At 71.7% G+C, this 23918-nt stretch carries 20 protein-coding genes; 8 read left to right on the plus strand and 12 right to left on the minus strand.

Annotation, left to right across the window (positions count from 1 at the left end; all coding sequences use genetic code 11):
• Positions 1-82 precede the first annotated feature (82 nt).
• The gene (gene zwf / locus RAN62_RS33650; protein ID WP_438874588.1) at positions 83-1579 is read left to right on the plus strand and encodes a glucose-6-phosphate dehydrogenase; all 1497 of its coding nucleotides are present in this window, start codon (positions 83-85) and stop codon (positions 1577-1579) included.
• A gap of 52 nt (positions 1580-1631) precedes the next feature.
• Here the strand turns inward: zwf and RAN62_RS33655 are convergent, their stop codons facing one another.
• A complete protein-coding gene (locus tag RAN62_RS33655) occupies positions 1632-2093 on the minus strand; it encodes a peroxiredoxin (protein WP_305788877.1) in 462 nt (153 codons plus the stop codon).
• A 133-nt stretch (positions 2094-2226) separates the two neighbouring features.
• On the opposite strand from RAN62_RS33655, the gene RAN62_RS33660 reads away from it, so the two are divergent.
• The 4 genes from RAN62_RS33660 to RAN62_RS33675 all read left to right on the plus strand — a co-directional run bounded on the left by RAN62_RS33660 (position 2227) and on the right by RAN62_RS33675 (position 5105).
• Entirely contained in the window at positions 2227-2559 is a 333-nt protein-coding gene (locus RAN62_RS33660) for an STAS domain-containing protein (RefSeq protein ID WP_305788878.1), read from the plus strand.
• Between the two features lie 61 nt (positions 2560-2620).
• The gene (locus tag RAN62_RS33665) at positions 2621-3622 is read left to right on the plus strand and encodes an SEC-C domain-containing protein (protein WP_305788879.1); all 1002 of its coding nucleotides are present in this window, start codon (positions 2621-2623) and stop codon (positions 3620-3622) included.
• Between the two features lie 175 nt (positions 3623-3797).
• Entirely contained in the window at positions 3798-4538 is a 741-nt protein-coding gene (locus tag RAN62_RS33670; protein ID WP_305788880.1) for a class I SAM-dependent methyltransferase, read from the plus strand.
• Between the two features lie 72 nt (positions 4539-4610).
• Positions 4611-5105, plus strand: a complete 495-nt coding sequence (locus RAN62_RS33675; RefSeq protein ID WP_305788881.1) for a hypothetical protein — start codon at positions 4611-4613, stop codon at positions 5103-5105.
• A gap of 69 nt (positions 5106-5174) precedes the next feature.
• Here the strand turns inward: RAN62_RS33675 and RAN62_RS33680 are convergent, their stop codons facing one another.
• Together RAN62_RS33680 and RAN62_RS33685 are read right to left on the minus strand one after the other, a co-directional pair.
• On the minus strand, positions 5175-7091 hold the full coding sequence (locus RAN62_RS33680; RefSeq protein ID WP_305788882.1) for a PPC domain-containing protein: 1917 nt from the start codon (positions 7089-7091) through the stop codon (positions 5175-5177).
• A 116-nt stretch (positions 7092-7207) separates the two neighbouring features.
• Positions 7208-8251, minus strand: a complete 1044-nt coding sequence (locus RAN62_RS33685; protein WP_305788883.1) for an ROK family protein — start codon at positions 8249-8251, stop codon at positions 7208-7210.
• A gap of 115 nt (positions 8252-8366) precedes the next feature.
• Between RAN62_RS33685 and RAN62_RS33690 the strand changes: the two genes are divergently transcribed.
• Complete coding sequence (locus tag RAN62_RS33690) at positions 8367-9854, plus strand: DUF1800 domain-containing protein (RefSeq protein WP_305788884.1); 1488 nt, start codon at positions 8367-8369, stop codon at positions 9852-9854.
• Positions 9855-9859: 5 nt separating this feature from the next.
• Positions 9860-11116 carry a DUF1501 domain-containing protein gene (locus RAN62_RS33695; RefSeq protein ID WP_305788885.1) on the plus strand — a complete coding sequence of 419 codons (1257 nt, stop codon included), beginning with the start codon at positions 9860-9862 and terminating at the stop codon, positions 11114-11116.
• A 154-nt stretch (positions 11117-11270) separates the two neighbouring features.
• Here the strand turns inward: RAN62_RS33695 and RAN62_RS41290 are convergent, their stop codons facing one another.
• Positions 11271-12710 carry a response regulator gene (locus RAN62_RS41290; RefSeq protein WP_369077225.1) on the minus strand — a complete coding sequence of 480 codons (1440 nt, stop codon included), beginning with the start codon at positions 12708-12710 and terminating at the stop codon, positions 11271-11273.
• 86 nt (positions 12711-12796) lie between these two features.
• On the opposite strand from RAN62_RS41290, the gene RAN62_RS33710 reads away from it, so the two are divergent.
• Positions 12797-13501 carry a hypothetical protein gene (locus RAN62_RS33710; protein WP_305788886.1) on the plus strand — a complete coding sequence of 235 codons (705 nt, stop codon included), beginning with the start codon at positions 12797-12799 and terminating at the stop codon, positions 13499-13501.
• Between the two features lie 40 nt (positions 13502-13541).
• On the opposite strand, the gene RAN62_RS33715 is transcribed toward RAN62_RS33710, so the two are convergent.
• The 8 genes from RAN62_RS33715 to RAN62_RS33750 all read right to left on the minus strand — a co-directional run bounded on the left by RAN62_RS33715 (position 13542) and on the right by RAN62_RS33750 (position 23480).
• A complete protein-coding gene (locus RAN62_RS33715; RefSeq protein WP_305788887.1) occupies positions 13542-15041 on the minus strand; it encodes a type 1 periplasmic-binding domain-containing protein in 1500 nt (499 codons plus the stop codon).
• Complete coding sequence (locus tag RAN62_RS33720; RefSeq protein ID WP_305788888.1) at positions 15038-16846, minus strand: hypothetical protein; 1809 nt, start codon at positions 16844-16846, stop codon at positions 15038-15040. The genes RAN62_RS33715 and RAN62_RS33720 overlap by 4 nt, the downstream gene beginning before the upstream one ends.
• A gap of 13 nt (positions 16847-16859) precedes the next feature.
• Positions 16860-17171 (minus strand): aminotransferase class III-fold pyridoxal phosphate-dependent enzyme, encoded by a 312-nt coding sequence (locus RAN62_RS33725; protein ID WP_305788889.1) that lies wholly within the window; start codon positions 17169-17171, stop codon positions 16860-16862.
• Positions 17172-17278: 107 nt separating this feature from the next.
• Positions 17279-18529 carry a multiple monosaccharide ABC transporter permease gene (mmsB, locus tag RAN62_RS33730; protein ID WP_305788890.1) on the minus strand — a complete coding sequence of 417 codons (1251 nt, stop codon included), beginning with the start codon at positions 18527-18529 and terminating at the stop codon, positions 17279-17281.
• A complete protein-coding gene (gene mmsA, locus RAN62_RS33735; protein WP_305788891.1) occupies positions 18526-20040 on the minus strand; it encodes a multiple monosaccharide ABC transporter ATP-binding protein in 1515 nt (504 codons plus the stop codon). Before mmsA ends, mmsB begins: the two co-directional genes overlap by 4 nt.
• A gap of 23 nt (positions 20041-20063) precedes the next feature.
• On the minus strand, positions 20064-21191 hold the full coding sequence (chvE, locus tag RAN62_RS33740; protein WP_305788892.1) for a multiple monosaccharide ABC transporter substrate-binding protein: 1128 nt from the start codon (positions 21189-21191) through the stop codon (positions 20064-20066).
• A gap of 133 nt (positions 21192-21324) precedes the next feature.
• Positions 21325-22812, minus strand: coding sequence for an L-arabinose isomerase (araA, locus tag RAN62_RS33745; RefSeq protein WP_305788893.1), 1488 nt, complete (start codon positions 22810-22812; stop codon positions 21325-21327).
• The gene (locus RAN62_RS33750; protein WP_305789074.1) at positions 22809-23480 is read right to left on the minus strand and encodes an L-ribulose-5-phosphate 4-epimerase; all 672 of its coding nucleotides are present in this window, start codon (positions 23478-23480) and stop codon (positions 22809-22811) included. Before RAN62_RS33750 ends, araA begins: the two co-directional genes overlap by 4 nt.
• Positions 23481-23918: the final 438 nt, after the last annotated feature.

A 23918-nucleotide genomic window follows, 5' to 3' on the forward strand; every position in this document is an offset into this window, starting at 1 on the left:
GGTCGTTTGATCCCTGAGGACACCTTGCTGCGTAAAGTCGGGAGCAAGCGCACACGTACTCGGTCGGAGGATGACCAGAACGATGGACAACGCTCCCCAGCTCGCCGCCCCGGATCGCAACGCGCCCCCCGCCACCCTGGTGATCTTCGGGGCCTCCGGCGACCTGACCCGCCGCAAGCTGCTCCCCGCCGTGGAGAGCCTCGCCCGGCACAACCGCCTGCCGAACGAGTTCGCCCTGGTCGGCGTGGCCCGCACGCCGATGGAGGACCACCAGTTCGCCGCGAGCGCGCTCGGCAGCCGCAGCCTGGCCGACAAGGCGCAGCTGCAGGGCGGCATCCGCTACGTCTCCGGCGGCTACGACGACCCGGCCACGTACAAGCGGCTGGCCGAGACGCTCGACGAGCTGGACGCCACCCGGGGCACCGCCGGGAACAGGATCTTCTACCTCTCGACGCCCGCCGAGGCCTTCGAGCCGGTGATCAACGGCCTGGCCGGCGCCGGGCTCAACGTCGCACGCGAGGGCTCCTTCGCGCGGCTGGTCATCGAGAAGCCGTACGGGCACGACCTGGCCAGCGCCCGCGAGCTCGACGGCATCGTGCACGCGGCGTTCGACGAGCCGCAGGTGTTCCGCATCGACCACTACCTGGGCAAGGACACCGTCCAGAACGTGCTCGCCCTGCGCTTCGCCAACGCCATCTTCCAGCCCATCTGGAACCGCTCGTGGGTCGACCACGTGCAGATCACCGTGGCCGAGACGCTGGGCGTCGGCACCCGCGGCGGCTTCTACGAGCACGCCGGCGCCATGCGCGACATCGTGCAGAACCACGTGCTCCAGGTGCTCGCCCTCGCGCTCATGGAGCCGCCGGCCTCCTTCGACGCCGAGGGCCTGCGCAACGAGAAGGTCAAGCTGCTGCAGGCCATCCGCCTGCCCACCGACCGGGACATCGCCGACGTCGCCGTCCGCGGCCAGTACACGCGCGGCGGCACGCGTGAGGACCTCATGGCCGGCTACCGCGACGAGGTGGGCGTCGACCCGCTGTCGCGTACGGAGACGTACGCGGCGATGCGTCTCAACGTCGACAACTGGCGCTGGGCCGGGGTGCCGTTCTACGTGCGGACCGGGAAGCGGCTGCCGGCCCGGCTCACCGAGGTCGCGCTGCAGTTCCAGCGGCCGCCGCACCTGCCGATCCCGACCAACCAGCTGACCGATCTCGAGGCGGACGCGCTGATCCTGCGCATCCAGCCCAACGAGGGCATCTCGCTCCGCTTCGGGGCCAAGGTCCCCGGCCACTCGTTCCGGGTGCGGACGGCTTCGATGGACTTCTCGTACGAGCAGACGTTCCGCGAGGAGTCCCCGGAGGCGTACGAGCGGCTGCTCCTCGACGCCCTGCTCGGCGACCCGACGCTGTTCATCCGCACCGACGAGGTCGAGCAGTGCTGGCGCATCGTCGACCCGATCATCGAGCACTGGGCGGCCGACAAGTCGCCCATCCCGACGTACGAGGCCGCGAGCTGGGGTCCCACCGACGCCGACCGCCTCATCGGCCGCTCCGGCCGCAAGTGGCGCAACGAGGTCTGAGCCGCCGCGGGTCGCGCCGCTCGCCCTTCGGGGGCGCGGCCCGCTGCCTGCCCTACGCGCCGCTCGCCACCTCGAGGGCGCGGGCGGCGTGCTGGTTCATGTCCAGCTCGCTGTGGATGACGTCGAGGATGCGCCGGTCGGGGCCGATGACGAAGGTGAGCCGCTTGGTGGCGATCGGCCCGAGCGGAATCCGGCGCTTCACGCCGTACGCCTCGATGGTTGTCATCCCGGGGTCGGACAGCAACGGATAGTCGAAGCTGAACTTGTCGGCGAACTCCTTCTGCTTTCCGACCGGGTCCTTGCTGATGCCGATCCGCTGGACGCCGGCCGCGCGGAACTCGGCCGCCAGGTCGCGGAAATTGCACGCTTCGGCCGTGCAGGCGCGGGTGAGCGCGCCCGGATAGAAGAAGAGCACCACGGGCCCGTCTTGCAGCAGCTCACTGAGCCGCCGGGGCGTGCCGTCCTGGTCGGGCAGCTCGAAGTCGGGCGCGATGTCGCCCTTGCCGATACTCACGACGATCACCGTACGCCGCCGCGCACGATTCGCCCGTGAGCGCGCGCTCGCATAGGGTGTAGTGACCACCGCCACTCGATCCCTCGAGTTCCACGGCTGACCCCTGCCCTCCCCCAGAAAGCGACACCCCACGATGCAGGTCTCGGTCGCGCACCACCCGCCGAACACGGCCGTGCTGACCCTCCGCGGCTCCCTCGACATCGACACCGCCCCGGCGTTGAAGGCCAACATCGGGCGGCTCGTCGAGCGCTCCACCCCGCACATCGTCGTCGACCTCTCCGGGCTCGACTTCTGCGACTCCATGGGCGTCGGCGTCCTGGTCACGGCGCACGGCCGCGCGATGGAGCGCGGCGGCTGGGTCCGGCTGGCCGCGCCGTCCGGCTTCCTGCGCCGGCTGCTCGACACGCTGGGACTCACCAGCTATCTGTCGTTGCACCCCGACGTCGAGACGGCGATGAAGGAATGACTCGCCAGAGTGAGATGCAGATCAACATCCACGCGGGGACGGTCCGCAGTAGCGTAGCGGCGTGCTGACTTCAACCGACCTGACCAACGACGGTCTCCGGGAGCTCCGCCAGACCGCGCTCGGCCGCCCCGACCCGCTGGGCCTCGCCGCCGAGCTCGCCGAGGCCGCGGAGGCCGGGCGCCTCGCCGAGCCCGACGACAGCGGCACCGCCCTCGTGCTCGCCGCCGAGATCGCCGAGGCCCGCCACAAGTTCGACGCCGCGCTGCGCTATGCCGACCGGGCCGTCGCGTTCTACGGCACCCGCGACGACGGCCCCGCCGTCACCGCCAAGGCCGCGCACGCCCGCATGCTGTTCCAGGCGGGCCGCCCGGACGACGCGCTGGCCGAGCTCGAGCCCCTGCGCCCGGCGCTGACCAAGCACTCGGACGCCGCGGCCTACATCAGCGCCGCCCTCTCGATCGGCGGCCGCAACCGGATCGCCCTCGACTGGCTGACCGAGGCCGTCGAGGAGGCCCTGGCCGAGCGCAAGGCGTCCGGCGGCACCGCCGAGCCGTCCAGCGCGGACGACGCGGGCCTGCTGTTCTTCCTGCTGCAGCAGCGCCACCGGGTGCGCCACGCCCTCAACCTGCCGCACGACACGCACGACAACCTCGCCGACCGCCTGGAGACCCGCCTGGCCAACGCCGCGACGGCGACCCAGGCCGACAGCCTGCTGTTCTTCCCGCAGGCCGAGTTCGACAAGGTCGTCGCCCAGTGGCCGGCCCTGTCCGAGTCCTACGGCAAGGACTGGGAGGAGCACCGCGCCCGGCTCGAGCGCGAGCTGGTCCGGCTCACGGGCACCGGCCGCACCGGCCTGACCGTCCTCTCCGGCACCGCCGACGGCCTGACCCGCGCCGCGGCCGACGGCGACGACCCGGCCGACCCGAAGTCCCGCGCCGCCTACGCCCGCCAGCTGTCCGGCGGCACGAGCCAGATCCCGTGGCCGCCGGAGCGCAACGGGGCGTGCTGGTGCGGCTCGGGCAACAAGTACAAGAAGTGCTGCCTGCCCCGCTCCCGCAGCTGACACTGATCCGCATCGGCCGGTCGCGCGGCTCCTCGCGCGGCCGGCGACGGGCTCGTCCGCAGCCCGGCGTTGTGCGCGGGCAGCTTCGCGCGCGGGCAGCTTCGCGCGCGGGCAGCTTCGCGCGCGGGCAGCTTCGCGCGCGAGGCGGGCGGCCGGGGGCGGGTACCCTCGGGCCGTGTTCTCTCCCCGCGGCCCGTCCCTGCGTGAGCTCACCGTCCAGGCCCTGTCCTCGGTCGAGCACGGCTACGACCTGCTGGCGCCCAAGTTCGACCACACCCCGTTCCGCACCCCGGAAAGCGTCCTCGAGGCGACCGCCGCGGCGCTCACCGGGCTCGGCCCGTTCCACCGCGGCCTGGACGTCTGCTGCGGCACCGGCGCCGGCCTGCGCGTCCTCGACGGCCTCTGCCCGGAAGGGATCACCGGCGTCGACTTCAGCGCCGGCATGCTCGCCCAGGCCCGCGCCGCCCGCCCGCACGCCACCTACGTCCGCGCGGACGCCCGGTCCCTGCCCTTCACCGGCGAGTTCGACCTGGCGGTCACCTTCGGCGCCCTCGGCCACTTCCTCCCGGAGGAACGCCCCGCCGTCTTCCGCGGAGTGCACCGCGCCCTGCGCCCCGGCGGCCTCCTCGCCTTCCCGATCGGCTCCCCGCCCCCGATCACGTCGGTCGCCTACTGGGCCTACCTCGGCTTCGACCTGACCATGCGCGTCCGCAACGCCGTGTGGCGCCCACCCTTCGTCATGTACTACCGCACCATGACCCTCCCGGCGATGCGAGCCGACCTCACGGCGGCGGGCTTCGACGTCCGAACTGTGCCCCTGCCGGTCCCCGGTCTCGCCCGCGACGGGAGCATCACCGGCCTCGACGGCACCGGCACCGCCCGCGCCCATCTCGTCCTGGCCGGCAAGCCCGGCTGACGGTCTCCCCCGAAGCTGCCAAGATCCCTTGATCCAGGGCGCCTCGCGGACGGGCGCCCTAGGGTGGGCGCCATGGAGATCGCCGCTGTGCCGCTGGCCACGCCCGACTTGAGCGGGGCCAATCCGTTCGCGATCGCTTACGAGGTGGTGCGGGCGGTCGGCACGTTCCTGGGCGGGGCCTGGCCGTACCTTCTGCTGTTCGTGGCCATCATGGTGGCGATCCTGTTCGCCGTGTCGTGGGTGCTGCGGCGCTGGACGGCCCGTCGCGCCGCCGACTCGGCCGGGAGCGGTGACTCGGCCGATGGCGGTGACGACGCCGCGGGCGGTCACGACGCCGAGGGCAGTCACGACGCCGCGGGCGATGACGGCGCTGGGCTCGCCACGATGGCAGCCATCCCGCCGGTCGAGGCGGAGGAGACGACCGAGATGATCGCCACGCACGAAGCGACCGAAGCCATCGCCGTGGAGGAAGCGACCGACAGGATCGCTGTGGACGAGGCGACCGCCCTGACCACGGCGGACGACACGCGGTCGCGCGAGGTCGGCGTAAGTATTTTCCGAAGCTGAGGGCGGGCGGCGGACGCACAGCGGCCGGCCCCCGGGAGGGAGCCGGCCGCCGCCGGGTGCGGTGAGGTCCTAGCTGGTCAGGCCGAAGGCGATGCGGCCGAGGGTGTCCTCGGTGCCGATGAAGCCCTCGGCGGGGCTGAAGCGGTCGAGACCGAAGTCGACGTCAGTGTCGTCCGCGGTGCCGCCGATGCCGTCGGGGCCGACGCCGAAGAGGGCGTCGAAGTTGGCGCCGCCGGCGTCCTGCAGGTTGACGTCCGGGCTGGCGTTGTCGGTGTGCCAGTTGCCGAAGAAGTGGCCGGCCTCGTGGGCGATGACGTTGCCCTCGGCCTGGGCGACGAAGGCGATCCGGTCGCTGGCCGGGGTCAGATAGGTGTTGAGCGAGGCCGGGGTGTCCTCGCCGCCGGGCTCGCTGAGGACGTCCTGGAGGACCAGGGCGGTCTCCTCGGTGCCGAAGTTGCCCGGGTCGATGCTCTGGGCGATGCCGATGGTGGGCACGCCGCTCTCGGCGATGGTGCCGCCGACGACGATGCGGCTGACGTTCTCCTGGCCCCACGGGTCGGCGTGGTCCTTGCTGTTGAGGATGCGCAGCTTGAACCGCTTGTTGAGACCGCTGTCGATCATGTCCTGCTTGAGGTTCTCGGTGACCTCGGCGACGATCCCGTCGATGAGCTCGTCCTCCTGGGCACGCGGGATGCCCCACTTGGCGACGAAGGCCGAGAACGGCGACAGGGTGACGTTGCCCGTACCCCCGAAGATGCCGGTGTTGACCCGGCCGCCGTCGAAGTCCAGGAACAGCGTCTGGGTCGGCTTGGCGCCCTCCAGCGGCGGGCGGTAGGCCTCGACCGTGATGTCGTACGCGCCGCTGCCCGAGGTGACGCCGACGTAGTGCCAGCCGGCCTTGGTCGCGACGTGGTCGGTGGCCGCGTTGCCGCCGCCCGGCAGCGGGGACTGCGGCGGGTAGATGGAGGTCGCGTCCTGGCTGGAGCCGTGGACCTCCTTGGGGTCGGTGTCGTAGACGGTCAGGTAGGTCGCGGAGCCCTTGACCGACGCGCCGAGCACGTCACCCGGCTTGAGCTGGATGGCGTAGAAGTCCGTGTCGGCGACCGCGGCGGAGATGGTGACCGAGTACGCGCCCTCGGTGCCCGGCGCCAGGCCGCTGCCCGAGTCGAAGGGGTCCTGCGGCTGGCTGGGCCATCCCTCGACGGCCACGTAGTAGGCGCCCGCCGTGGTCACCCGGTAGGTCGCGAAGCTGTCGAAGGTCTCCAGCGACTGGTCGTCGTTGAAGGCGACCCGGGTGCCGTCGGCCGCGTAGATCGCGACCATCGTGTCGAGCGGGCCGTCCGGATCGGTGAGGGTGTCGGCGGTGATCGTCTGCCCGGCGGCCGCGTCGACCCGGTAGAAGTCGAAGTCGCCGGTGCCGCCGGCGGCCCGGCCGTGCGGGCCGTCGCCGATCTGGGCGGCGATCGTCGCGGCGCCGGAGGCGGGACCGACGCCGGAGGGCCCGGCGAGCGGGATGGAGCCGTCGTCCTCCGGGTTCGCGGCCCGCGTGACCGGGGTGACGGCCTCGTTGTCGAGCTGCCCGAGGATCCGGATCGCCGCGTTCTGCTTGGCGCCGGTGCCGAAGTTGCGGACCCGCTGCGCGTCGGCCGGGGTCTCGTTGCTGCCGCTGGTGCCGTCGGGCTCGTCCTCGTCGACCACGACCGCGGCCGCGGCCTTGGCGGCCAGCGAGGTGCCCTGGCTCTTGAGACGGGCGGCGGTCTTGGCGGCCGCCTGCGTCTTCAGGTACTTGGCCCAGCCGAGATAGTCGGGCTGCGCGCCCGGCGGCAGCTCGGCCAGGAACGGGTTGGGGCCCTTGGGTTTGGCGCCCGGTGCGGCCTTGGCGGTGGCCGCCTGGGCCGGCTCCGGAGCGGCCTGGGCGACGCCGGGTGCGAGCGTGGCGAGCCCGAGCGCGGCCACCGATGCGGCCGCGATGGATCGTCTCTTCACGAATTCCCCCTTCGGCGCGTCCGGGACCCCCGCCCCGGACGGGCACAGTGGACGCTACCGATGAGGGTGATCAATATCCAGTGGTGTCAATACTTCGATGGACATGTAAATCCTGGTCAGACCACCGCGACCGAGTCGAGGGCGGCCACGGCGGCTCCCCGCGCCCCGGCCATGTCGAGATCGGGGACCAGGGCGAAGGCGGCCGCGGCCTGCTGTTCCCGCCGCAACTGGGTGTGCTCGCGGACGGTGTTGAGGAACCACTGGCGGAAGTGCGGGGCGGCCTCGACCACTCCCCCGCCCAGGAAGTACGCGTCCGGATCCGTGAAGTTCGCCGCGATGGTGAACAGCGACCCGATCGCCTTGGCCTGCTGCCCGAAGACGGCGAGGGCGAGCGGGTCCTCCTTCTCGCCGTAGCCCCGCAACAGCTTGGCGGCCCGGTCGATCGGCTCGGCGGCGAGCGGGTGGTCCGGGAAGCGCGGCAGCCAGTACGGCAGCAGGTTCTTCTTGATCCCGGTCAGCGACGCGATGCTCTCCACGTCGCCGGTGAACCCGCAGTTGCACAGGGGCAGCGGCTGGTCGTCCTCGAGCACCCCGTGCAACGGGATCTGCACGTGACCCAGCTCGCCGGCCATGCCCGCGGCCCCGCTGACCACCTTGCCGTCCACGACCACCCCGCCGCCGAGGCCCGTGCCCACGATCGCCGCGACGGAGGATCGGTTCGCGGAGTCCGTACCGAAATGGCGGTTGTGGGCGAACAGAGCCGCCGCGTTGGCGTCGTTCAGATAGACGACGGGCAGGCCGAGGCGCGCCTCGAGCGCGCCGCGGATGTCGAAGCCGTGCCACGAGACCTGGGAGAAGTTGGTCGAGCCCTTGGACGAGATGACGCCGTCGGCGCTGGCCGGGCCCGGGGTGTCCAGGCCCACCGCGCGCACCAGGCTCAGCGGCGTGCGGGTCAGCTCGAGGATGTCCTCGAACGCCTGGGCCAGCGACTCGACCGCCGACTCGGGCCCGTCCTGGACCCGGCTCGGGTTCTCGACCAGCCGGTCCACCAGGTAGCGCCCGGTGGCGTCCAGCACGGTCGCGTTGTTGCAGGTGCCGCCGTTGTCGAGACCCACCACGACCCAGGAGGAGGGGGTCCGCACCGCATCAAGACCATCCACGATCCCGAGCGTACGACGGGAGCGCGCCGGAAGCGACGGGTGCGCGTGGATTGCGATGGGGAAGCGTTGGGGTGCAGGGTTGCTTCGATAAACCGCGGAAGCCGAACTGCCCGGCATGCAGACGACTCGACGTGCCGTTCTCGCCGGAGCCGCCGCCACCGCCGCCGCCGTGCTCATCCCCCAGTCGGTCGCCCTCGCGGCGGAGACCCCGGCCACGGACCCGATCCTGCACCTGCTGCGCCGCGCGACGTTCGGCCCGACGCCCGCGAGCATCGCCGAGGCCACCAAGCTCGGCGTGGCCGGCTGGCTCGACAAGCAGCTGGCCCCGGCGACGATCGCCGACACCCAGCTGGACGCGCTGCTCACCCGGCTGCCGCTGGCCAATGCCGACATCGCCACCGTACGCGCGAAGCTGCCCGTCCACTCGTACGACGCCTTCGGTCAGCTGGGCCGCGCCGCCGTGGCCCGCGCGATCTGGAGCAACCGCCAGCTGTTCGAGGTGACGGCCGCGTTCTGGGCCAACCACCTGCACATCGCCGCGCCCTCGAGTGGCGTGTGGGACAGCCGTTCCGACTACGACCGGGTGCTGCGCACGCACACGTTCGGCAAGTTCTCGGACATGCTCAAGGCGTCCGCCCGGCACCCCGCCATGCTCACGTACCTCGACAACCGCTCGAGCACCAAGACGCTGCCCAACGAGAACTACGCCCGCGAGGTCATGGAGCTGCACACCGTCGGCCTGATCTACAGCGAGGCCGACGTGAAGGCGGCCGCCAAGCTGCTCACCGGGCTCACCGTGGGCTCGGCCGGCACGTACACCTACACCGCCGCCAAGCACATGACCGGCGCGGTCCAGATCCTCGGTTTCAGCCACGCCAACGCGACCGCGGAGGGCGGCGAGGCGGCGGCCCTGGCGTTCCTCGACTACCTGGCCACGCACCCCGCCACGGCCGAGCGGATCGCCACCAAGCTGTGCGTGCGGTTCGTCGCCGACGAGGCCCCGGCGACGCTGGTGGCCCGGCTGGCCAAGATCTACCTCGACAACGGTACGGCCGTCGCCCCCGTGCTCAAGGCGCTGTTCACGTCGCCGGAGTTCGCCGCGGCGGCCGGGCAGAAGACGCGCACGCCGTTCGAGGATCTCGCGGCCTCCGTGCGTACCCTCGGGCTGGGTCCGGAGACCTCGGGCGTCGCCGGGCTGGACGCGCTCTACAACGCCCTGGTCAACGCCGGGAACGCGCCCTTCCGCTGGAGCCCGCCCAACGGCTTCCCCGACGTGGCCGCCGCGTGGGCCTCGCCGTCGGCGTTCCTGCTGCGCTGCAACAACCACCTGAACCTGGCGACCGGCTGGTACTTCAAGCAGCTCACCCGGCCCGCCGACCTGCTCAAGTCGCTCGTGCCCGTCCTGCCCGCCACGTACGGCGCGCTAATCGACGCGCTTGCCGTCCGCCTGGTCGGCGCGAAGTTGCCGGCCGATCACACCGCCGCCGTGCTCAGTGTCGCGCAGAAGCTGCCGACCAGTCCTCTGACCGCGTCCTCCGTCGCAAGCCACGTCCCCTATCTGGTGGCGCTGGTTCTCGACGCGCCCGCCTTCCAGCTGAGGTGATCTCTGTGAGTTGCTGTGACTTCCTCTCCTCCCGCCGCACGTTGCTGAAGCGCACCGCCGTGGCCGGTGGGGCGGCCGCGCTCACCGGGCTGGTCGGCGAGGGGCTGTCGACCCGGCTGGCGTTCGCCGCGGGCACGTACACGGCTGACACATTGATCGTCCTGTCGCTGCGCGGCGGCTTCGACGGCCTGAGCGCGATCGCGCCGATCGGCGACGCCGGCTACTACAAGGCCCGGCCCACGATCGCGCTGCCCAAGAGCCAGGCGATCGGCGGCAACGAGATGTTCGGCCTGCACCCGGCCCTCGCGCCGCTGCTGCCCATGTGGAAGAGCGGCACGCTCGGCGCCGTGCACGCGGTGGGCCAGCCCAACCCGACGCGCTCGCACTTCGCGGCGATGGAGGAGATGGAGCGGGCCGCCGCCGGCACCTCCCTGCGTACGGGCTGGCTCGACCGCATGCTCGGCATGACCGGCGCCACGGGACCCCTCGCCGGGGTCTCGCTCGGCGGCGCGATGCCCACCCGCCTGTTCGCCGGGCCGTCGGCCGACGTGTCCATGGCCTCCGTCGACGGCTTCACGCTGGCCGGCGAGAGCGCCAAGCGCCCGATGGCCGCGGCCCTGCGCAGCATGTACGCCACCGCGCCCGCCCCGCTCGCCGGCCCGGCCCTCGCCGCCGACGCCGCCCTGACCGCCACCACGTCGATCCGCGCGACCGCCTACGCGCCCGCCAACGGCGCCGTCTATCCCAAGACCGAACTGGGCGCCGCCCTGCGCGACGTGGCCCGCCTGGTCAAGGCCGACGTGGGCCTGGCCGCGGCCGCCGTCGACTCCGGCGACTGGGACATGCACGAGGGGCTGGGCACTGCCACCAAGGGCCAGCGCATGTACGACAACCTGGCCGAGGTGGCCGAGGCCCTGGCCGCCTTCGCCACCGACCTCGGCCCGGCCGGCATGAACAAGGTCACGCTGGTGACGGTCAGCGAGTTCGGCCGGCGCGTCGCGGAGAACGCCAGCCGCGGCGTCGACCACGGCCACGGCAACGCCATGCTGCTGATGGGCGGCGGGGTCCGGGGTGGCACGGTCTACTCGCAGTGGCCGACCCTCGCCCCGGCCGCCCTGGCCGACGGCGACCTGGCCGCCACGACCGACTACCGCGCGGTGATCGGCGAGATCCTCCAGCAGCGCTGCGGCTTCGGCGCACTGACCGACGTCTTCCCCGGCGTCAAGCCGTCGTCGTTCGGGCTGGCCGCGGCTCGCTCATGAGCGTCTGGGTGCCCAGCACCGTCGCCAGCCGTAGTCGCTCGGCGCCGCAGGGACCGGTCGGCCGGACAGCGGGCCGGCGCGTCGCGCCTACCCTCCGTCCCCATGCGCGACCCCGAGTACGCCGCCCGCTACATGGCCGAGACCCGGGCACTCCTCACGACGCCGTGATCAGGCCGGCCTCGTACGCGGCGATGACCAGCTGGGCGCGGTCACGGGCGTGCAGCTTGCTGAGCAGGCGACCGATGTGGGTCTTCACCGTGCCCCGGGTGATGTGCAGCTCGCGGGCCAGCTCCGCGTTGGACCGGCCCCGGGCGATCAGTACGAGCACCTCGCGTTCGCGCTCGGTCAGCAAGCCGAGCAGCGGGCGGCAGGCGGTCCCCGGGGCGAGCAGTGTCTGGCCCCCGGCCACCGCGCGCACGGCGTCGAGCAAGGCGGCGGCGCTGACATCTTTGACGAGGAAGCCGCTGGCCCCCGCCTGCACCGCCGCGTGCACGTAGTCGTCGAGGTCGAAGGTCGTCAGGATGATCACCCGGGGCAGCGGTCCGGCGGCGGTGAGGCGCCGGGTGGCCTCGAGGCCGTCGAGGCGGGGCAGGCGGATGTCCATGAGCACGACGTCCGGCCGGCAGGCCCGGCCGGCCGTGACCGCTTCGAGGCCGTCGCCCGCCTCGCCGACGACCACGAAATCCGGCGAGCTCTCGAACAGCAGCCGGAAGCTGTTCCGCACCACCGTGTGATCGTCGGCCAGCAGCACCCGGATGCTCATGACGCGTACGGCAGGGTCACCGGGCCGGCTTTGCCGCGGTTGTACGGCAGGGTCGCCGTCACTGAGAAGCCGCCGCGATCGTGGGGGGCCGGCGCTGAGCGTCCCGCCGTAGAGGGCCACCCGCTCCCGCATGCCCGTCAGCCCGTGCCCGGCCCGCGGCTCGCGCGGCGCGTCCCGGCCGTCATCGGTGACCTCGACGGCGAGCCCGTTCTCCCGGGTGAACACGGCCACCCGGCACGACCCGGCCGCCGCGTGCCGCACGACGTTGGTGAGGGCTTCCTGCACGATCCGGTACGCCGTCAGGGCCACCGCCTCGGGCACAGCGTCCTCCGCCCGTACGTCCAGAGTGGTCTCGACGCCCGCGGCCCGCGCCGAGTCACACAGTGCCCCGAGCTGCGCGAGCCCCGGCACCGGCTCCAAGCCCGGCTTGAACGTGTTCAGCAGCCGGCGTGTCTCCTCGAGCGCGGCCCGGCTGATCTCCTCGATGTCGGTCAGCGCGGCCTGCACCTGGTCGGGCCGCGTCGCCGCGACATGGTTGGCGACGGTCGCCTTCACCGCGATCACGCTCATGCTGTGCCCGACGATGTCGTGCAGGTCCCGCGCGATCCGCAACCGCTCGTCCGCGACGGCCGCCCGGGCCCGCTGCGCCGCGACCTCCCGCCGCCACCGCACGACGGCACCGGCCACCCAGCCCGCGACGAGGAACACCACCGTCTCGTCCAGCGCGTGGACGACCGGCGTCACAGCCAGGCTGCCGGCCAGCGCGAAGATGCTGGGCGTGGTGGCGAGGATCAGCGCCAGCCCGGCGGCCGGCCACACATCAACCCTCACGGCTGCACGCTAACCCCGCGCGACCCCCTGACGCGTCTGCCCACGGTCCGATGTGTACGCCGCCCCGCCGCGCCAGGGTGGCCGCCATGACCTACTCGTTCCCCGGGCGCTGGCTCGGCGGCTCCGCGCTGGTGCTCGGTCCCGTGCTCGTGCTGGCCGGCGTCCTGCTCCGGATCCGGTTCGGCTTCTTCTTCCCGGCACAGTTGGCGGCGTACGCGGCGCACCCGCAGTTGATCGTCACGGCCATGAGTCTGTTCACCGGCGGGATGCTGGTGCTCGCCCCCGCAGTGCTCCTGCTGGGACGCATGATCGGGGTTCACCGGCCCCGCTGGGCAGCCTGGGGCACGGGCCTGGTCCTGCTGGGCCTGTTCACCCGGACCTTCCACGGCGGCATCGACCACCTGGCGTACCAGCTCGTCCGCGTCCAGGGCCCCGCCACCGCCGTCCAAGCGGTCGCCGGCAGCTACGGCGCGTGGCACCTCTACCGCATGCCGGCGCTGGCCGTGGTCACCGGCTGGGTGGTGCTGGCGGCGGGCGCCTGGCGGTCGGGCGTGCTGCCGCTGTGGCGCGCGATCGCCCTGGCCCTGATGTCGGCGCTGGCCCTGGGCACCCTCAAGGGCACCCAGGTGCCGCAGTCGTTGATCGCCGTGGGCGGCCTGTGCGTGGCCCTCGTCCCGCTGGGCGTGACGGTGCTGCTGACCGGCCCACGCCCGTCCGGCCGGGCCGCCACCGTAGCCGCCCTGGTCGTCGCGGCGCTCACCCTCCTGTACTTCTTCGGCCCCGAAGGCTGAGCCGAGCCTCGCCGATCTGCTGAAGCACGGCTCGTCATGGTCAGCAGGCCTGCGCGGGGGTGCCGGGGTAGCGGCGGTCCATGAACTCCACCTTGGCCTCCGGGAGCAGGGTGATGATGGGGACGGCCTTGTTGACGGCGTCGCCCCGGCGGCCGGGTTCGGTGGCGAAGGCGACCGGGCCGGCCGCGCCGCAGTACGGGTCGCCCGTGGTGATCTGGCTGAAGCCGTTGACCAGGGAGCCCAGGGACGGGGGGCTGCCCGCGGCGGCCACCGAGCGGATCGCGCGGACGGTGACCGAGACGGCGTCGTAGGACATCATGGCGATGCCGTCGCGGTAGTCGAGGCCCACGTGGCCGGCGCGGTCCGCGATCCAGTCCTGGAGGGTTTCGAGGGCGGCCGGGCGTACGGGTGAGTCTCGCCACTCGTCGGGGTGGGCGAGGCCGGTCATGAAGAGCGAGAAGACGCCGCGGCCCAGGGCGGCGCGCAGGGCGGGGTCGGTGCTGTCGATCAGGTCGCTGGCGTCGTCGCCGGTGAGGACGGTGACGCGGCCGGGGCGGGCGCAGGCGGTGCCGAGCTCGACGAGGAAGACGCGCAGGTGGGCGGAGCGGGCGGCGAAGTAGACGGCCACCGGATCGGGGCGGCTGCAGACCTCGCGGGCGATCGCCGCGACGGCTTCGGTCCAGCCCAGGGCCGTGGGGTCGAAGGAACGGGTGGCGTACCCGTCGACCTTGCTCTCGAAGGCGGTGCGCAGCTGGCGGACGTACGCGTCGCCCGGGTCCTCCGCCACGGCCAGGTAGGTCTGCTCCTTCGGGTCGTGCCGGCGGGTGGCCAGGAAGGACAGCAGCACCTTCACCTCGTCGGAGTTGTCCGGGCCGACCCGGTAGAGGTGCGGGAAGTCGTGGCCGTTCAGGTCGTCGGCGGTGATCGTGGAGCCGACCATCGGCAGCTCGGCGTCGGAGAGGACCCGGGCGAGGCGCTTGGTGTTCTCGAGGCTGGCGCCGAGCCCGGCCACGGCGGTGATGCGGTCCTCCTCGCGCCGGTCGAGCAGCTGGTCCGCCACGGTGCGCCAGGCCTGCCCCTGGCGGCCGATGTTGGCGACGAAGAGCTTCAGCTTCGGTGTGCCGTCGCCGTTGTTGCCGGCGTTGGCCTGCGCCTGGGCCGCGTACGCGCCGGCCAGCTGGTGGACGATGTGCTCGTCGCTGACCACCCCCTGGCCGGCCCACGGCATGGGCAGGACGAGCACGATCGTCCGGTAGGAGGGGTCGTCGACCGCCTCGTTCTCCGCCGCGATCAGCCGCTGGAAGTCGAGCAGCCCGGGCACCTCGCCCGAGGCGCCCAGCGTGAACAGGTAGCCGCCGTCCGAGACGCCGACGCACTCGGCCGGGTCGTCGTCGGTGCGGGCGATCGCGCGGCCGTCGCAGTGGGCGGCATTCCAGCGCAGGACCAGCACGAGCCCGGCGACCGCGAACACGGCGAGCACCGCGCCGGCGGCCAGCAGCGGGCGCAGCCACTTGTTGCGCGGGACGATCTGGCTGGTCATCCGGGCAGCTCCTCGTGTCGGGCGTACAGGGCCTCGGACAGGGTCGGGTGGCTGCGCGCCACCTGGCCGGCCACGTCGCCGTACCGCCGGCGCACGTAGGCGTCGAGCCGATCCGGGCCGAGCGGGTCCGCGCGCAGCCACTCGCCGGCCACCAGCCGGGCCAGCGGATAGATCAGCGCGGGACCGGTCCGCCGGACCGGCTCGACCAGCCGGTCCGGGTCCGCGGGCACCGGCCCGGCGAGCGGGTTGGGCGCCGCGACCGTCGCGTCGAAGGCCGCCAGCCACCCCTTCGCGTCGTCGCTCAGCAGCTCGTAGAGCGCCGTCGTCACCTCGTCGATCCGGCACCGGGCCAGCGCGTGATAGCGCGCGCGGTCGCGGTCGTAGCGGTGCTCGTAGTGCAGTTGCAGGCGCCTGTGCGTCGCCTCCCACGCGTCCGGCTCGGACTGCAGCCGCAGCAGGAGCAGGCGGCGCAGGAGGGGATGCAGGCTTGCCGGTCCGGCGCCGTCCCCCCTTTTGTACGCCCACAGCCCGCCGATCATCGCGGTCCGCAACGGTACGAAGTCCGCCTCGAGCCCGGTCCCCTCGGTCGCCACGTGTTCCGTGGTCGCCGTCAGCTGATCGGCCGCCGCCGTGTGCACGAGCCGGCGCAGCGTCGTGGCATCGGGCCCGGCGAGGTCCGGCAGCAGCTCGCCCACGAGGAGTCCGGCGGACTCGTTCTGCCGCAGGGCGGCCAGCGCCGGATCGTGGCGCAGCAGCCAGCCGAGCCCGCCGGGGTGGCCGCGGGTGAGCCGGTGCAGCGCCGCGACCACCGCGGGATCCCGGACGTCGTGCTGCTCGGCCAGCAGCGCGGTCTCACCGACGGTCAGGCCGGCCAGCGGCTGGGGGTCGAAACAGCCGCGGGCGGTGTCCGTACCGTCGAAGGAGAAGGACCCGACCGGCGCGCCCGCCGCGGCAACCACGGTGAGCGGGTCGGGGGCCGGCGTCTCCTGCCGCACCCGCGCGAGGAGATCGAGCAACTCCCAGCCTGCGCCGTGCTCCACGTTGTCCAGCAGGACGACCGCGGTGAAGTCGTCGGACGGCCGCCACCACCGCTCGCCGTAGGCCGCGCGCAGGTCGGCCAGGAACGCCCGCACCAGCAGCTCCTGCGACTGCGCCCAGCGGTGCGAGGCCGGCCCCTCGTGGATCCGGCTGTTGAGCTCGACCAGCACGTCCGCGGCCGGGCGCCCGCGCTGCGCCCACCAGCGCTCCCCCGCGGTCCGGCGCCGGCTCAGACCCGAGGCCAGCGCCGACACGAGTACGTCCCCCACGCCCGTCGCCGTGGTTCCGAGCGCCCCGGCCACCACGTCGGCCGCTCCCCCGGCGAGATCGCGCACGTAGTCGGGCAGCTTCGGCCGCTTCTGATCATCGAGCAGCCGCTGCACGAGCTGCCGCGTGACGTCCCGCCGGTCGCTGGGGGCCGGCTGGAGGGCGAGCAGCCCGAGCACGTACCGGGGGAAGCTGAGCCGGCGCAGGTTGGCCCGGTGGCCCATGAGCTCGTACACGAGGACGGTCAGCAGCGCGGCGATCGGCGACCGCCCCGGCCCCGGGGTCCCGGTGGCGGCCAGCCGCCCGGCCGCGAGATCGACGTACGCGGCGTGCAGATGTTCGGTGGTCTCCTCGACCTGCCGCAGGAACGTCGTCTTGCCCCCGCCGCTGGGCGCCCCGACCAGCGTGATCGGCGGACTCTCGGCCACCGGCCACGCCAGCCGCGCACGCACGACCGCGTCCAGTCCCTCCCGGACGACAGTGCGTGCTCGATCGGTCACCCATCCATTGTCATCACGCTGTCCACAGTGCGCTGCCCCGGTGTGACGCGAATCGCGAGGTGACCTCGGTGAGGGCCTGGTCGAGGATCTCCAGGCCGAGGTCGAGCTCGCCCGTGGTGGAGGTCAGCGCCGGCGCGATCCCGTCCGGCGTGGTGATGTCCGGCCGGTAGGTGGCGTTGGCGGCCGCCTGGGTCATGCCGTGCCAGGACCGGGCGAACGACACGATCTCGTGCTTGCCGGTGACCAGCTTGGCCATCCGGATCGCGGCCTCATTGCTCTCGGCGCCGGTGGTGAGCAGGAGCACCTTGCTCAGCGGCTCGGGCACGAAGGGCCGGGGCCCGGAAACGCGGACCGCGCCGGCACCGTCATGGATCCCGGTACCGGCGCGGAGTGCGCGAGCCGCGCCGGGAGAGCCCCCCGCGCGGCGGTGGATCAGCGGGACGCGCCCGCGCGGCGCTTGGTGTAGACGTCGAAGGCGACGGCCGCGAGGAGCACGGCGCCCTTGACCAGCATGACGCGCTCGGACGGGGCGCCGAGCAGCTGCATGCCGTTGTTGATGACACCCATGATGAGGCCACCGGTGATGGCGCCGACGACCTTGCCGACGCCGCCCTGGACCGCCGCGCCGCCGATGAAGGCCGCCGCGATGGCGTCGAGCTCGGCGTTGTTGCCCGCGGTCGGGCCCGCCTGGTTGAGGCGGCCGGCGAAGACGATGCCGGCGACCGCGGCGAGGACGCCCATGTTGACGAACAGCCAGAAGGTGACGCTCTTGACCTTGACGCCGGACAGCGTCGCGGCCTGCAGGTTGCCGCCGATGGCGTAGATCTGCCGGCCGAAGACCGCCCGGTTGGTGTAGATCGAGTAGCCGATGATCAGGGCCGCCAGCAGCACCAGGACCCAGGGCAGGTTGTGGTAGCGGGCGAGGGCGACCACGACGAACATCACGACGACCGCCGCGACCGCGATCTTCGTGATGAACAGCCAGACCGGGTCGACCGCCTGGTTGTACTTGAGCCGGCCGGCCCGCTGACGCCACTGGGTCCAGGCGATCGCGGCGACCGCGAGGATGCCGACGATCAGCGTGAACAGGTCGGCGCCGCCGAGCGCGCCCAGGCCGATGTTGCCCAGGTAGCCGTCGGTGAAGCCGTTGGCCAGCGTGCGGACGTCGTCCGGGATCGGGCCGATGCCACGGTTGCCCAGGATCGTCAGCGTGACCGCGCGGAAGAGCAGCATGCCCGCGAGGGTCACGATGAAGGCCGGGATCCCGAAGTACGCGACCCAGTAGCCCTGCCACGCGCCGATGAGGCCACCGGCGATCAGCGTCGCCAGGATCGCCACCGGCCACGGCACGTTGTGGTTGACCATCAGCACCGCCGCGAACGCGCCGGTCGCGCCGACCACCGAGCCGACCGAGAGGTCGATGTGGCCGGCGATGATGATCAGGATCATGCCGATCGCGAGGATCAGGACGTACGAGTTCTGGACGATGATGTTGCTGATGTTCTGCGGCGCCAGCATGTCGCCGCCGGTGAGGATCGTGAAGAGCAGCACGATCGCCGCGAAGGCGAGGTAGATGCCGCTCTCGCGGAGGTTGAAGTTGAACTTCCGCGGCGAGTTCCCCGGCTGGCTGGCCGAGGGGGTGCCGAGCGCGAGGTCGGCGTTCGTGGGTGCCACGCTCGTCACCGCGCGACCTCCTGTCCTGTCATCAGGGTCATGAGACCCTCCTGGGTCGCGTCGGCCCGGGCCACCTCACCGGTGATCCGTCCCTCGGCGAGGGTGTAGATGCGGTCGCAGAGCCCGAGCAGCTCCGGCAGCTCGCTGGAGATCACCAGCACGCCCTTGCCCTCGTCGGCCAGGCGGTTGATGATCGTGTAGATCTCGTACTTGGCACCGACGTCGATGCCGCGGGTCGGCTCGTCGAGGATCAGCACGTCCGGATCGGTGAAGATCCACTTGGACAGCACGACCTTCTGCTGGTTGCCGCCCGAGAGCTTGCCGACGATGCTCGCGACGTTGGGCGCCTTGATGTTCATCGACTTGCGGTAGTCGTCGGCGACCTTGTATTCCTCGTTGTCGTCGACCCAGCCGCCCTTGGCCAGCTTCTTGAGCCCGGCCGCGGACACGTTGCGCTTGATGTCCTCGATGAGGTTGAGGCCGTAGCGCTTGCGGTCCTCGGTGGCATAGGCGAGCCCGTGCTTGATGGCGTCCTGCACCGACTTGACCTGGATCTCCTTGCCGTCCTTGAAGACCCGGCCGGAGATGTTGGTGCCGTAGGTGCGGCCGAAGACGCTCATGGCCAGCTCGGTCCGGCCGGCGCCCATGAGCCCGGCCAGGCCGACGATCTCGCCCCGGCGGATGCTCAGGTTGGCACCGCGCACGACGACCCGCCCGTGCTGGGTGGGGCTGTGCACGGTCCAGTCCTCGATCCGCAGCACCTCGTCGCCGATGTGCGACTCGTGCGGCGGGAACCGGTTGTCCAGGTCGCGCCCGACCATGCCCGCGATGATCTTGTCCTCGGTCACCTCGTCGGTGGCCAGGTCCATCGTCTTGATGGTCTGCCCGTCCCGGATGATCGTCACCCGGTCCGCGATCGCCATGACCTCGTTGAGCTTGTGCGAGATGATGACGCAGGTGATGCCCTCGTCCCGCAGCCCGCGCAGCAGCTCGAGCAGGTGCGCGGAGTCGTCGTCGTTGAGGGCCGCGGTCGGCTCGTCGAGGATGAGCAGCTTGACGTCCTTGGTGAGCGCCTTGGCGATCTCCACGAGCTGCTGCTTGCCCACGCCGATGTCGAGGACCTGGGTGGTGGGGTTCTCGCGGAGGCCGACGCGGCGCAGCAGCTCGGCGGCCGCCGCGTTCGTCTTGTTCCAGTCGATCATGCCCCGCGTCGCCTGCTCGTTGCCGAGGAAGATGTTCTCGGCGATCGAGAGGTTGGACGCCAGCGCCAGCTCCTGGTGGATGATGACGATGCCCTTGTGCTCGCTGTCGCGGATGCCGGCGAACCGGCACGGCTCGCCGTCGAAGAAGATCTCTCCGTCGTACGAGCCGTGCGGGTACACGCCCGACAGCACCTTCATCAGCGTGGACTTGCCGGCGCCGTTCTCTCCGCAGATCGCGAGGATCTCGCCGCGACGCACGTCCACGTTGACGTCCGACAGGGCCTTGACGCCAGGGAACGTCTTGGTGATGCCCTGCATCCGAAGGATGATGTCGGCTTCGGTCACTTCAGGTCGGCCTCGGTGTAGTAGCCGGTGTCGATGAGCTCCTTCTTGTAGTTCTCCTTGGTCACGATGACCGAGTCGAGCAGCTGCGAAGGAACGACCTTGACGCCGTTGTTGTAGTCGGTGGTGTTGTTCGTCTTCGGGGTCTGGCCCTTCAGCACGGCGTCGGCCATCTCGACGGTGGCCTTGGCCAGCGCGCGGGTGTCCTTGTAGATGGTGCTGTACTGCTCACCCTTGATGATCGACTTGACCGAGGCGGCCTCGGCGTCCTGGCCGGTCACGGTCGGGTAGGGCTGCGAGGCGGTGCCGTAGCCGCTGCTCTTGAGCGCGGAGAGGATACCGATCGACAGACCGTCGTAGGGCGAGAGCACGCCGTCGACCTTGGCGCCCGAGCGGTAGGTCGAGGTCAGCAGGTTCTCCATGCGGGCCTGGGCCGTCTCCGGCTTCCAGCGCAGCGTGGCGGCCTGCTCGAACTTGGTCTGGCCGGACTTGACGACCAGGACCTTCTTGTCGATGTACGGCTGGAGCACGCTCATCGCGCCGTTGAAGAAGAACGTCGCGTTGTTGTCGTCGGGCGAGCCGGCGAAGAGCTCGATGTTGAACGGGCCCTTCTTGTCGGTCTCCTTGCCGGACGCGTCGAGCACGCCGAGGCCGGTCAGCAGCGAGGTGGCCTGCTGGACGCCGACCTTGTTGTTGTCGAAGGTGGCGTAGTAGTCCACGTTCGGGCTGTTGCGGATGAGGCGGTCGTACGCGATGACCGGGATGTTGTTGGACTTCGCGCTCTCCAGCTGCGTGGTGATCGCGGTGCCGTCGATCGACGCGATGACCAGGAGCTTGGCGCCCTTGGTGATCTGGGTGTCGAGCTGCTGGGTCTGGGTGGCGATGTCGTCCTCGGCGTACTGCAGGTCGACCTTGTAGCCCAGCGCCTCGAGCTGCTGCTTGACGTTGTCACCGTCGGCGATCCAGCGCTCGGACGACCGGGTCGGCATGGTCACGCCGATGAGCGCGCCCTTGTTGTCGGTGCTGCCGGCCTCCTGGTCGACGGTCTTCTCGCTGGAACCGCAGGCGGCCATCGCCGCGGCCAGCGTCACGGCCGTGGCCACGGACGCGAGACGGGTGAACCTCATCGTTCTCTCCTTGGGAGGGGGTTATGTGGAGTGACGATCGATACGCACGCACAGATGAGACGACTATCACGCACGTACGATCAGAAGTGAACAGCTCTGCACACTGTTGTTAGCGGGGCGTTACCTTCTCGGCTCAACGGGCGTACTGGCGGTAATAGGCCTGATTCCAGCGCACGCGGTCCGCGAAGTCATGGGGTGTCGTGGTCTCGTCGATCACGAGCAGCTCGGTGTGCAGCATGGTGGCGAAGTCGCGCAACGCCTCCACGCCCACCGCCTGGGTCAGCACCGTGTGGTGCGGGCCGCCGGCCGTCAGCCAGCACTCGGCCGACGTGGACAGCGACGGCTGCGGCTTCCACACCGCGCGGGCCACCGGCAGCTTCGGCAGCGGCTCGTCCGGCGCGGTCACCTCGATGGTGTTGGCCACCAGCCGGAAGCGGTCGCCCATGTCGGCGATGCCGATCACCACGCCGGCGCCGGCCTGGGCGTCGAAGACCAGGCGCACCGGGTCCTCGCGGTTGCCGATGCCGAGCGGGTGGATCTCGCAGGACGGCTTCGCCGACGCGATCGACGGGCACACCTCGAGCATGTGCGCGCCGAGGATCTTCTGGTCGCCCGGGCCGAAGTGGTAGGTGTAGTCCTCCATGAAGGAGGTGCCCGCCCCGGTGCCCGTACCCATGGCCTTCACGGCCGTGAGCAGCATCGAGGTCTTCCAGTCGCCCTCGCCGCCGAAGCCGTAGCCGTCGGCCATGAGCCGCTGGACGGCCAGGCCGGGCAGCTGGCGCAGGCCGCCGAGGTCCTCGAAGTTGGTCGTGAAGGCGCCGAAGTCGCCCTCGGTCAGGAACTTGCGCAGGCCGGCCTCGATCCGCGCGGCGTAGCGCAGCGAGTCGTGGCGGTCGCCGCCCCGGGCCAGCTCCGGCGCGAGCACGAACTGGTCCGCGTACTCGTCGACCAGCGCGTCGATGTCCTTGTCCCCGACGCCGTCGACGACCTCGACCAGATCATTGACGCCGTACGTGTTGACCGAGACGCCGAAGACCAGCTCGGCCTCGACCTTGTCGCCCTCGGTCACCGCGACGTTGCGCATGTTGTCGCCGAACCGGGCGAGCCGCAGCCCGCGCAGCTTCGCGTACCCGGTGGCCGCCCGGGCCCAGCCCTCGACGCGCGCCGCGACCGACGGGTCCGAGGCGTGCCCGGCGATCGTCTTGCGGGCGACGCCGATGCGGGTCTGGATGTAGCCGAACTCCCGGTCGCCGTGCGCCGCCTGGTTGAGGTTCATGAAGTCCATGTCGATGGACGACCACGGCAGCGCCTGGTTGAGCTGCGTGTGCAGGTGCAGCAGCGGCTTGCGGAGCACGTCGAGGCCGGTGATCCACATCTTGGCCGGCGAGAACGTGTGCATCCAGGCGATGACGCCGATGCAGTTCGGGTCGGCACTGGCGTCGATCATCACCTGACGGATCGCGCCGCTGTCGGTCAGCACCGGCCGGCCGACGAGCTCGGCGCTCGTGATCTGGGCGGCCAGCATGTCCTGGATCTGCCGGGACTGGTCGGCGACCTGCTGCAGGGTCTCCGGGCCGTACAGGTGCTGGCTTCCGGTCAGGAACCAGATCTGGGGCTTCACTTCTTGGGCTCCTGTCCGTAGACGTTCTGGTAGCGGGCGTACAAGGAGTCGATGTGCTCCTGGGCGATGGGCACCGGCTCGCCGATCTGGCGGGCGATGTGCACGGTCCGGGCGACGTCCTCGCACATGACCGCGGCCTTGACCGCGGCGGCGGGGTCCGGCCCGATGGTGAAGACGCCGTTGTTGCGCAGCAGGACGGCCGGCGAGCGGTGGCCGTCGAGGGTCTCGACGATCCCGCGGCCGACCTCGTCGTCGTCGCCGTCCGGCGCGGACGGCCCGACCGGGATCTCGCCGCCGAACTCGTCGGCGATCACGGTGAGGACGCAGGGGATCGCCTCGCCGCGGGCGGCCCACGCTGTCGCGTACGTGGAATGGGTGTGCACCACGCCGTTGACGTGCGGCATGTGCCGGTAGACGTAGGCGTGGGCGCCCGTGTCGCTCGACGGGGCGAGATCGCCCTCCACCACCGTGCCGGCGAGATCGGTGACGACCATGGCGTCGGCCGTGATCTCGTCGTAACGCACGCCGGAGGGCTTGATCACCAGCAGGTCCGCGCCGGGGACCCGGGCCGAGACGTTGCCGGCGGTCCAGACCACGAGTTCGTTGCGCGGGAGCTCGGCGTGCAGGTCGGCAACCTGCTGCCGGGTCTCCTTGATGTCGGCGCTCAAGCTCACCGTGCCACCTTGGGCATGCGCTCCTGGCCCTCGCCGCCCAGGCCGTCGCCGTCCTGCGCCGGGTGCAGCTCGGTGCGGTCGGTCATGCCGCAACCTGCACGGGGGCCGGCGAGCGGGCACTCGGACATCGTTCTGCTACCTCCGGGGGACGAACCGGGCGTGTCCCAGGACACACGCCGGGCGGCGTGGTCCGAGTGTGAGCGCTAACAATTCGCGTGTCAACAGCGCGGAGCAACGTCGTGGCAATCTTGTCGAAATGACGTGGCTCACGGCGCCGGTCCTTCGATCGGGACCTTACGCTCACTCGTGCGGGTGAGCTGCCCCTTACCGCGCCCTTCACCCGGGCGGCGCTGCCGGCCTTCTTCCGCGGCGCTGCCGACCTTCTTCAGCGGCGCTGCCGGTCCTTCCGCGCGGCGCCCCTGCCTCTTCTGC

It is taken from the genome of Symbioplanes lichenis (assembly GCF_030709675.1).
In the GTDB taxonomy this organism is placed as follows: Bacteria; Actinomycetota; Actinomycetes; order Mycobacteriales; family Micromonosporaceae; genus Actinoplanes; species Actinoplanes lichenis.